This is a genomic window from Staphylococcus sp. SUC_1.2 (assembly GCF_026222585.1).
In genome coordinates, this window is record NZ_JANJPM010000048.1 from 1 (window position 1) to 11,003 (window position 11,003).

Below are 11,003 nucleotides of genomic sequence, written 5' to 3' on the forward strand. Positions count from 1 at the left end.
ATTTAAAATTTATAATGGAGCGGGTGATGGGAATCGAACCCACAACATCAGCTTGGAAGGCTGAGGTTTTGCCATTAAACTACACCCGCAATATATAATGATTGGAATTGATTTGGTGCGGCCGAGAGGACTTGAACCTCCACGGGATTTCTCCCACTAGGCCCTCAACCTAGCGCGTCTGCCATTCCGCCACGACCGCTGGCAAAACGCAATAATCTATTGATTATCGAGAACAGTATTTATTGTAAATGATTTGTAATAAAAAGTCAATAACTTTTTAATATTATTTTAAACAAATTTACTATTTTTTAATGTTTACGTCATTCATTAATACAACGATAACTATAATACATACTTTTTAAACATAAGTCAATAGTTTTTATTAAAAAGTTTAAAAACCTACAACATTGTAGGTTTTTAAAGGACATTGTTATATTAGTAAAGTCTTATTGTTCATATTTAAATTTATTTATAAATACATCTTTAATTTCAATTTACTTCCACATTTACCACATCTCATTTTATCAGTATTAACTTTTCTAATTCTTAGATATGTAGTTTTACATTTACAACATTGATATATATAATTTGCTCTTTCTTCATAGCTTTGAATCGGCTGACAAAATCTTGGTGCTTGAACTTTATTGCTTAGCATTTTAAAGTCATGATCCTTATGTTGATAACCTTTTCCGGATAAATGTAAATGATAATGACATAGTTCATGCTTTATGATATTTATTAAAGCCTCTTTTCCAAAACGAGAAAATTGCTTCGGATTAATCTCAATATGGTGTGTAGATAATACATATCGTCCGCCTGTTGTTCGTAATCGAGAATTAAAATACGCTTTATGTTTAAAAGGTTGTTTAAAATACTCAAGTGAAGTTGTTTCTACTAACTTTTGAAGCATTTTATTATTCATTAGGATTAATCATAGTCAATGATACTTTTTCTTTATTTTTATCAATATTTAAAATCCAAACATCAACTATATCTCCTACACTAATAACATCCATAGGATTTTTAACATATTTCTTTGATAATTTTGAAATGTGAACTAAACCATCTTGTTTAACACCTATATCTACAAATGCTCCAAAATCTACTACATTTCTAACCGTTCCACTTAACTTCATACCTTTAGACAAGTCTTCGATTGATAATATGTCAGATTTTAACTGTGGTGTTTCATAGCTATCACGAGGATCACGATTTGGCGCTTTAAGAGATTTTATAATATCTTCTAGTGTTGGTTTGCCTATTCCAATTTCGTTTGATTTTTCTTCAATATTAATATCGCTAAGTGTTTGTTTAAGTTTATCTGAACCTAAATCATCAATTGATAGTTGTAAACTTTCTAAAAACTGATATGTCGCTTGATAACTTTCTGGATGAATAGATGTATTATCTAATGGTTCTTTACCATTAACTATTCTTAAAAATCCGATACTTTGTTCAAACGTTTTACTACCCAAACGTTTTACTTTGCTTATTTCGGAATGATGCTTTATAGATCCATTTTCTTCACGATAATCAATTATATTTTGAGCAATGGTACTTGATAATCCCGAAACATATTGAAGTAAAGATTTTGAAGCGGTATTTACATCTACACCTACTTGGTTAACTGCAGTTTCTACGACAAATGTGAGAGCTTGTTCAAGTTCTTTTTGGTTTACATCATGTTGATACTGTCCTACTCCAATAGATTTAGGATCAATTTTCACTAATTCACTAAGCGGATCTTGCACACGTCTACCAATAGACACTGCACTTCGTTCTTCAACTTGAAACTCTGGAAATTCATTTCTTGCTATTTCAGAAGCAGAATATACAGAAGCTCCTGCTTCATTTACGATAATAAATTGAGCATTTAGTTGATATTTTTTTATTACATTTGCTACAAATTGTTCCGTTTCACGACTTGCTGTACCATTACCAATTGCAATTAATTCAACATTATTTTCAGTTATCATTCTAACTAATTCTTTTTCTGCCAATTCTATTTTAGATTTTGGAGGATGAGGATATATAACACTTTTAGCAATAAATGTTCCAAAAGAATTAATAACAGCTAATTTACATCCAGTTCTAAATGCTGGATCGACACCTAAAATTTGTTTACCTTTCATAGGAGGCTGTAATAATAAATGTTTTAAATTTTCACTAAACACTTCTATAGCGTGATGCTCTGCTTTTTCAGTTAAATCATTTCGAATTTCTCTTTCAATTGAAGGCAAGATTAAACGTTTTAAACTGTCTTTAATTGCAGACTCAATATATTCAACTAGTTGATGAGCTTTTTTTACTTCTTGCGATTGTATAAATGTTTCTATTGAAGTAGTATCAAATTCAATTTTAATTGACAATACTTTTTCTTTTTCTCCACGATTCATTGCTAAAATTCGATGATTAACTATTCTTTTTATAGGCTCAGAATAATCATAGTACATACTAAATATCTCTTTTTCATCATTTGCTTGTTTTTTCTTTGTTGTCACAATCTTTCCTTGATAATAAACGTCTTTAAGTAAACGTTGTCGATACTTAGGATTATCCGAAATACGTTCAGCAATAATATCTTGAGCACCTTGAATTGCCTCATCAACTGTTTTAACTTCTTCACTTAAATATTTTCTAGCTTCTTCATTTACATTCATACTTTGTCCTTCTATTAAAAAGTGAGCTAATGGTGCTAATCCTTTTCGTTTTGCTTCAGTTGCTCTAGTTTTCTTTTTTTGTTTAAAAGGACGATATAAATCTTCTACACGTTGTAATTTTGTTTGTTGAAGAATGTCTTGCTTTAATTCATCAGTAAGTAAACCTTGTTGTTCAATATTATGTATAACTTCTTCTTTACGTTTTTGAAGATGCGCTACATATTGATATTCATCAGATATTTGTTTAATTTGAACCTCATCTAAACCACCAGTTGCTTCTTTTCGATATCTGGCAATAAAAGGTACTGTGTTATTTTCCTCTAATAGATTTAATACAGCTATGACTTGTTTTTCTAAAAATTGATATTTTTTTACAATATCATTAATTAATGTCTTTTCCATGTTATAACCACTCTTTGTATATAAATTCTCTTTAATTTTAACATATCTTTATTTTTACATTACATTTTTAACAATAAAAGGAGCGCCATAGAATTCAATATGAACTCATTGGTCGCTCCTCAATTTCATTGCTTAGCAGCTTGTTGTAATTTTCGTATTGCAGTTCGTTGTAATCTAGATACATGCATTTGACTAAGTCCAATACGTTCACCAGTTTCCTTTTGACTTAATCCTTCAATGAAAGTACATTGAATAATTTCTCTTTCTCTATCAGATAAGATTGGTAAAATACGTTCAAGAATCATTCGTTTTTCAGTAAGGTCGTAATTATCATCTTGTTGACCCATAATATCTAACAATGTAACTGTAGATCCATCCTTATCTGCTTCAATTGAATGATCTACGCTAAGTGCGTTATAGCTTTGACCCATTTCCATGGCTTCTAATACTTCTTCTTCATTTACTTCTAAACGGTTCGCAATTTCTAAAATTGAAGGAGAACGTCCGAGTTCATTCGTAAGTTCATCGCCCACTTTTTTTATTCTTGGACCAATTTCTTTAATTCTTCTAGGAACATGAACGCTCCATGTCTTATCTCGTAAATATCTTTTAATCTCACCAATAACAGTTGGCACTAAGAATGCTTCAAATTTGCGATCGAAAGATATATCAAATCTGTTAATAGCACCTATTAAACCAACCATACCCACTTGAACTAAATCTTCATGATGTGATTGTCCTTTTGAATACTTATATGCTAATGATTCAATTAGTTTGCGATAATGTTTAACTAATTTATCTTGCGCATGAGGATTTATATTGTCTTGGTGTTCTTTAATCCATTGGTTAATTTGTTCAGGTGATATCTCATTAACTGATTTCGACTCTTTCGTCATTATTTGGCACCTGCTCTTTTTTTATATACTTAATCATACTAATTGTTACACCAGACTCTTTTGAAACTTTTACTTCATCCATTAATGATTCAATCAAAAATAGCCCTAGCCCACCTTCACGTAAGAAATCGATATTTTCGTTTTCTTGGTAAGGCCCTAATTTTGATTTTGTAGATTCGTAGTCAAAACTTTCACCTTGATCTGAAATAATAATCTTAATTTTGTCATCAAATAATTCAAAACAAATATTAATCATACCATTTTGTTCACTATGTTTATACGCATGTTTGACAGCATTAGTAACCGCTTCACTTACTGCAATTTTTGAATCTTCAATATCATCGTATGAAGCACCTGCTCTTGTAAATACTCCTGATAAGGTAAGGCGAATTAAACTTACATATTCTGCTGAGGCAGGTAACTTCATTTCAATATAATCATTTTTGAGTGACAAATTACTCTACCTCCGTTCCTTCATTAACGTGCATTAAATCTTTTAAACCAGTAATATCAAATAATCTACTAATTCTATCTGTGACACCTAAAATATATAATTCTTTATCATTTTGATTTAGAGCCTTTAATGTTCCTACAAATAAGCCTAAACCCGTTGAATCCATATAACTTACATTTGCTAAGTTCACGTGAATATCATGATTTCCTTCTTGGCGCATAGGCACAAGTACTTCTTCTAACTCGGGTACTGTATATACGTCTAACTCTCCACCAACAATAACTTCATAATAGTCATCATGGGTTATCGTTTCTATATTAAGATTCATTTACTTACACTCCTAATCTTTTTCGATATGTATACTATAGCAACTATACCCATTATTATTATAATATAATCAAAAAATTAAATAATTAATTCACTCTTTTTATTACTAAAATTGTCATGTCATCTCTTTTTTGCGTATTTTGTATTTTTAAAATGGCTTCATATAAGATTTGAACAATATCTTGGGGATGCATATGCTTATATTTTCTAATTAAATTAAGAACAGTATCTTTTGCAATAAACTCCCCCTTTTTATTTCTAGCTTCTGTTACACCATCAGTAAAAATAATAATTAAATCATCTAAATATATTGGAATTTCTTGTTGACTATATCGCGTATGTTGACTTACACCAAGTACTCTTCCTCGAACTTCAATTTCTTCAAATGTTTCAGTTTCAGCTCTATAAATGTATCCTGGTTCATGACCTGCTGAACTACAATATAATAAGTGATTCATTTCTTCATATAGTCCATAAAACATCGTGACGAACATATTTTGATTAACATTTTTTTCTACCACACGATTGAGTCGTTTTAAACCATCACTTGGTAATTGTGAATGACCATAGGAATCCATTCCAAATTTAATCATACTCATTGCTAATGCTGCTGGAATCCCTTTCCCTATAACATCTGCTACAGCAAAACTCATCGTACCATCTCTATGATCAATTAAATTAAAATAGTCTCCACTTACTTTTTGAGCAGCTACTGAAATAACACCTATTTGTATACTATCAAACTGTGGAATGTCTGTTTTTAACATCGTTTGTTGAAGTCTAGAGGCTAAGTCAATTTCTTTATCGTGGAATTGCATTTTATCAACTAAATTTTGATAATCTCTATAGCTATATCCAAAGCCTTTTACTACTTCTTCTAATACATCTAATGTATCTAAGATTTGAGATGTTTTTAAATTTAAAGAAGCAATATACGTTTTATGTAAATCAACAACATCTTCTGGTAGAATATCCTTTTTGATTACTTCTTCAGTGAATTCATCGCACTTCTTTAAAAATTGTTCTTTATTTTTAGTAACCAAGCTCTCATCTATAAGTTGCTTATAGTTTTTTTTAAATTCTTCCACGAATTTTGCCTCCTTACTTCATAGCTGATTAAAATATGTTTAAATATTGTCTGACACAATACAACATTTTAAATTTATTCATTAATATCAAATGTATATTATTCTAAAATAACTCTTCTACTTAAAAAGGGAGCAAGACAGTATTCATTTTGTGAATATGCTGTCTTACCCCCGCAAGGTTAATTGAAATTGAAAACTTGAGTTAAATATTTTCAATTCAGTTAACTACTGCGATATCTCTAAATAGTCATAAACTTACTCAATACTATCATTGAATTCAACTGAATTTAGTCTAATTAAAACTTTTCAAAAGTACAATTGATTTATTTCAAAAGTTTATTTCATATTTTTTGGATTATACATATAAAATACTAATTTTTTTGAGGACGAACATCGTGTAAACCTAAACTGATATCCAATGCATCGTCAACTTCTTTCATTTTATCTTCTGATAAATATGTAAGTTTCTCTTTCAATCTTTTTTTATCTAATGTTCGTATTTGTTCTAAAAGAATGACTGAATCTTTATCTAAACGATATTTTTTCTTTTCTATTTCTACATGTGTTGGTATTTTCGCTTTATTAATCCTACCAGTAATCGCAGCAACGATTACTGTAGGACTATATTTATTACCAGTATCATTTTGAATGATAACTACAGGTCTTACTCCCCCTTGTTCAGACCCTTGAACTGGTGATAAATCAGCTAAATATACATCGCCTCTTCTAATCATTCACTTTTATAATTAGATGTAAGATATGATTCGTTACAATCACAAGCTTCACATTCTAATGGAAATGCTTCTGTTGCTAGGGAGAGGTTTAAATCGGCCATTTGGACATAGCCCTCTTTTAATGATTGTTCAAGACTATGGCTTCTATTCTGATTAAAAGTTAACATACTATGAACCTCCAATTGATACAAACAAGACATTATAAACTTTAATTTAGTTTTATAATAACAAATTTTGTAACAAGTGACTATACTAATTTAATAATTCATTTGTAACTTCAAATTTTTTATTTAAATAATATATTCTTGGAAGTCTGCGTCCTAAATTACATAAAACTTCATAATTAATTGTATTTTGTTTTACAGCTAATGCCTCTACTGCTTGTGAAGAATTTAAATTGTTATCTATTAAAATAACCTCATCTCCTTCTTTCACATCATCTGGTACACTAATAATCATTTGATCCATGCATACTCTTCCAATGATTTCACATTGCTGTTGATTGACATTTACGGCAAATCCTTGCATAGATCTTAAGAAACCATCTGCATATCCAATTGGTAAAACCGCTATTTTCATTTTTTCAGTTGCAGTGAATGTACTTCCATAACTTACAGAGTCTCCAGGATTTAAATATTTAGTTTGAACAACTTGAGTTATTAATTTAGCACTTGGTTTTAATTGAACATCAACTTCATTTCTAACATATTCAGAAGGATAATAACCATATAGTGAAATTCCAAGTCTTAACGCATTGCATAATTTACAATTTGCTAATAAAGCGCCCGCTGAGTTTTGAGCATGTATATATTTTGGTCGCTCTGCTTTTGTTACCAACTCTTCAAAAAATGCATATTGCTGTTTCATTGAATCACCAGGTTCATCTGCATTGGCAAAGTGAGTAAAAACGCCGTCAAAAATAAGATTTGGATGTTCTTTAATAAGATTAATGACTAACTGATACTCTTCAAGCGTTTTAATCCCTAGTCTTCCCATTCCTGTATCTAATTTCACGTGAAGATATACATGATCTGAGTTATCTTCTATATAATGAATCGCTCGTTCTAACCAAAACTGTGAAGGCACAGTTAAGGTAATGTCATATTGAATCGCTTTATTTATATCTTTCGGTGATATCGCACCTAAAACTAATAGTTTAGCATTTATATTATGTAAGCGTAATTCAATGGCTTCATCTAAAGTAGCAACTGCAAAAAATTGAGCCCCATTATTTTCTAAAATTTCTGCTATTTTTACACTTCCTAATCCATATCCATTCGCTTTAATTACAGGAATCACCAACTTATCACTTTGAAGTGTTTTAAAAATATTATAATTGTATAGAATGGCATCAAGATCTACATTTAAATATGTCGGTCTATAAGCAACATCTGACATATGAAGTCCTCCTTATTTAAACTTATAAAAAATTGATATGATTTACTTTTCTAATATTACTTCACTCATTGCGTAATGTTGTGTATGCGTAATCGAGACATGAACAATAAAACCAGGATATTCGATGCAAGGTTTCCCCTTTTCATCGTTATAACAATCAATATCATTAAATGCTACCGTTTTTCCTAACCCTGTTCCTAATGCTTTACTAAATGCTTCTTTAGTTGCAAATCGTCCTGCTAAAAATTCTAATTTTCTTTTATCATTTTTAAAAGAGTTAAATTTTTGCTGTTCTTGCTCTGTTAGTATTCTATGTATTAATTTATCACTTTGTTTAATATACACGTCTTTTATTCGGTCAATTTCAATTAAATCAATACCAATACCATGTATCATATCCACACCTCACTTAATTATCCTTTATCATTCATATAGTTCGTGTTTTCTATTTTGAATCATTTGTTTTAAATAAATCGCTTCTTTTTTTGCAATTAGTTCTATATTGCATTCTCCACCTGCAGTAGATAAATGAAGATGTGCTAATTTATATTTTCTCATTATGAATCCTTCTATGACTTCTATATTTTGTATTCTATAAAACGGTATCATATCTGTTTCAACAGTTATGATACCTTTTCTAATATGAATCTCGTTTTCATCATAGTAATAACTGAAATAATGATATCTCAGAAGCGGAATAACAATAATAAATAGTATGATATAAAGCAATATAATGACTATAGAAATAATGATATTAATTGAAAGTTTTGATATATGAGTAAAATAAACATCTATCATATTGAGTAGAAATAAAAAAACAGTAATAATTATAAGCCCTATCAATGATGTGATTCTCATCACCTTTAGACCACTCGTGTTCATAAAACTATGTTCATTCAATCTTAGACCCTCCTAAATAGGTCTCAATATTTAATTGAACCTGTTTTTCAGAAGCATATTTAAGCTTAATATCTTCATTTACCGCACCCTTAGCTATAATAAAATGTAAATGTGCTAAATGGCTCTTTTCTAACAATGGATTTTGATTAACATTCATACCAATAATTTTATCCTTTTTAAAATAATAAGAATTAATATGCATGATACTTACTTGACGAAGTGCAATTTCATTTTTTCTATTGCATAATCCAGAAACAGATATATACACATACGCATGAATTGCCATAAAGATAATCATAATTATCGCTATCATATAACTCCATATACTCCAATAGTAAGCACCTATAGTTGCACCAAGAATTAATATGATACTAGGTATAAAAAAATGTCGATGATATCCTCGTTTTGGTACATTTTCAGTAATAGAGTTAAATTGCATTTCAGGAATTAATTTTCTAATAATAGAATATGCCTCTTTTTTATTAATAAATGGAAGAATCATAATTTTTCCATTTTCACTTACATCTTCATTAGATTTAACTTCTAAATCACTTGTAATAATAAAGTATATAGAGGTATATCCAAATAACTTTCTAATAAATGACTGTTTTTCTATAACTGCTTGTAATCGTTCAGTAGGCACTGTGATATTTTTTACATTTAGTAATCCATAAGTAATTTTCAACTCATTATCACGTTGTGTGATTGTATAGTTATAATAACGGAGAAAAACAATTAGAGTACCTATAACATAACAAAATATAAGTACAGTCAATATAATAATAGTCACTAAAAACGTCACTGACTGTATCCATTGAAAAAGACGAGACGTCCATTTTTCCCATGGGATAACATCTTCAAATGCACCTATAATAGGGGAAATAGTGGCGAATGCTACACCTATCACGCCACTGGTCAATGACATAAAAATCAACAGTTTATTAGACATTTTAAAAATTACTTTATTATTACTATTATCTTCAGATATTAATTCTTGTTCGCTATTATTGGGCTTATGATTAGTCTCTATTTCTTGACTATCTAACTGAAGTTGTCTTTTTTTAATTGTACGTTCAATCAATTCACTTTGTTGTTTCGAAATCGTTTCAAGTTCAATACCATCACTCGGCGTTTTAATTTGTAATCGTACTCCACCTACTAATTGATTAATCAGTCCTTGTGTGGTATCTAAGGATTGAATTCGATTCAAATTTAATTCTTTGCGTTTTTTATTTAACCATCCAGATGTGACTATAAATTGATCATTTTCTATCCAATAACGCGTTAGACGTACTTTTTGAAATTGATTAATCATAGAAAAAAGAATAATCAATAAAAAGATACCTGGTCCAATATAATGTCTAATATTTGTAAAATCAAAATTCCATATATTAAATCCAATAAACACGATAATGACAAAAATGTTTTGCTTTATAACATTTATTAGACCCGTGAAATAAGAAATCGGATGCAGTTTTTGAGGTTTAAATATCATCATTACTACCTCGCATTTGTGATAAGATATGTAATATTAATCGTTCTGCTTCTTTATTAGAAACAACAGGTGTTGTGAGTTCATGACCTGCAGTTACAACAATGATTCTCTTAAGATTAAACTGTTTCAATAACGGATTTGTTTTAACCTTTAAAAGTTGTAACCTTTCAATTTTTGTTGTTTTGTACCTTTTAAAAATAAAAGTATTTAAAATTTCTATGTTCTTATTTTCTATATTATAAAATCTATAAGAGTATCTATTGATAGGTTGGAGAATAAAACGAATAAGAGAACAAATAGTTAACACAAGTAGAATATAAAAAATAAAATGTGGCCAGTGAAATGCTTTCCAACAACACAACCCACCACCTAAAATAATGAGCTCTATTAGTAACGTGACTCCACTTACTAACCAATGATATAAAAATGCGGATTTAGGACTTTTATGAAAAGAGTGATGTAATTGCACAATAAACTCCTTAACAATTTTTTTTTATTATATCATACTATTTTTTAAAAATAATATGATAGATATTAATGTAAAAACCAAAACTGAATACTATCTATTTAAATACGATCAATTATCCTCTTTTTCTTTAAAATAATATTAGTATAAGCATTTATAAATTTAATAGGTAACTTATAATCA

Annotated in this window: 13 protein-coding genes and 2 tRNA genes; all 15 read right to left on the reverse strand. The window is 29.3% G+C overall.

Annotated features, from left to right (window positions below; genetic code table 11):
- Positions 1-15: 15 nt before the first annotated feature.
- The 15 genes from NR218_RS11880 to NR218_RS11950 all read right to left on the reverse strand — a co-directional run bounded on the left by NR218_RS11880 (position 16) and on the right by NR218_RS11950 (position 10,823).
- Positions 16-89, reverse strand: a tRNA-Gly gene (locus tag NR218_RS11880).
- A 24-nt stretch (positions 90-113) separates the two neighbouring features.
- A tRNA-Leu gene (locus tag NR218_RS11885) sits at positions 114-199 on the reverse strand.
- A gap of 270 nt (positions 200-469) precedes the next feature.
- Positions 470-922 (reverse strand): SprT family protein, encoded by a 453-nt coding sequence (locus NR218_RS11890; RefSeq protein WP_017174802.1) that lies wholly within the window; start codon positions 920-922, stop codon positions 470-472.
- A complete protein-coding gene (locus tag NR218_RS11895) occupies positions 915-3,062 on the reverse strand; it encodes a Tex family protein (protein WP_072291708.1) in 2,148 nt (715 codons plus the stop codon). The genes NR218_RS11890 and NR218_RS11895 overlap by 8 nt, the downstream gene beginning before the upstream one ends.
- 125 nt (positions 3,063-3,187) lie before the next feature.
- A complete protein-coding gene (gene sigB / locus NR218_RS11900) occupies positions 3,188-3,958 on the reverse strand; it encodes an RNA polymerase sigma factor SigB (RefSeq protein WP_017174800.1) in 771 nt (256 codons plus the stop codon).
- Complete coding sequence (gene rsbW, locus NR218_RS11905) at positions 3,933-4,385, reverse strand: anti-sigma B factor RsbW (protein WP_049335593.1); 453 nt, start codon at positions 4,383-4,385, stop codon at positions 3,933-3,935. Before rsbW ends, sigB begins: the two co-directional genes overlap by 26 nt.
- Positions 4,386-4,413: 28 nt before the next feature.
- The gene (locus NR218_RS11910; protein WP_002448686.1) at positions 4,414-4,740 is read right to left on the reverse strand and encodes an anti-sigma factor antagonist; all 327 of its coding nucleotides are present in this window, start codon (positions 4,738-4,740) and stop codon (positions 4,414-4,416) included.
- Positions 4,741-4,825: 85 nt separating this feature from the next.
- Positions 4,826-5,827, reverse strand: coding sequence for a SpoIIE family protein phosphatase (locus NR218_RS11915; protein WP_017174799.1), 1,002 nt, complete (start codon positions 5,825-5,827; stop codon positions 4,826-4,828).
- Positions 5,828-6,198: 371 nt separating this feature from the next.
- A complete protein-coding gene (locus NR218_RS11920) occupies positions 6,199-6,561 on the reverse strand; it encodes a type II toxin-antitoxin system PemK/MazF family toxin (RefSeq protein ID WP_017174798.1) in 363 nt (120 codons plus the stop codon).
- Positions 6,558-6,728, reverse strand: coding sequence for a type II toxin-antitoxin system antitoxin MazE (mazE, locus tag NR218_RS11925; RefSeq protein ID WP_002448681.1), 171 nt, complete (start codon positions 6,726-6,728; stop codon positions 6,558-6,560). The genes NR218_RS11920 and mazE overlap by 4 nt, the downstream gene beginning before the upstream one ends.
- 85 nt (positions 6,729-6,813) lie before the next feature.
- Positions 6,814-7,959: an alanine racemase gene (gene alr / locus NR218_RS11930; protein WP_017174797.1), complete on the reverse strand. Its 1,146-nt coding sequence runs from the start codon at positions 7,957-7,959 to the stop codon at positions 6,814-6,816.
- Between the two features lie 42 nt (positions 7,960-8,001).
- A complete protein-coding gene (acpS, locus tag NR218_RS11935) occupies positions 8,002-8,355 on the reverse strand; it encodes a holo-ACP synthase (protein ID WP_017174796.1) in 354 nt (117 codons plus the stop codon).
- Positions 8,356-8,382: 27 nt separating this feature from the next.
- On the reverse strand, positions 8,383-8,859 hold the full coding sequence (locus NR218_RS11940) for a PH domain-containing protein (protein ID WP_017174795.1): 477 nt from the start codon (positions 8,857-8,859) through the stop codon (positions 8,383-8,385).
- Positions 8,852-10,354, reverse strand: coding sequence for a PH domain-containing protein (locus NR218_RS11945; protein ID WP_017174794.1), 1,503 nt, complete (start codon positions 10,352-10,354; stop codon positions 8,852-8,854). The genes NR218_RS11940 and NR218_RS11945 overlap by 8 nt, the downstream gene beginning before the upstream one ends.
- Positions 10,344-10,823 carry a PH domain-containing protein gene (locus NR218_RS11950; RefSeq protein ID WP_017174793.1) on the reverse strand — a complete coding sequence of 160 codons (480 nt, stop codon included), beginning with the start codon at positions 10,821-10,823 and terminating at the stop codon, positions 10,344-10,346. The genes NR218_RS11945 and NR218_RS11950 overlap by 11 nt, the downstream gene beginning before the upstream one ends.
- Between the last annotated feature and the right edge of the window lie 180 nt (positions 10,824-11,003).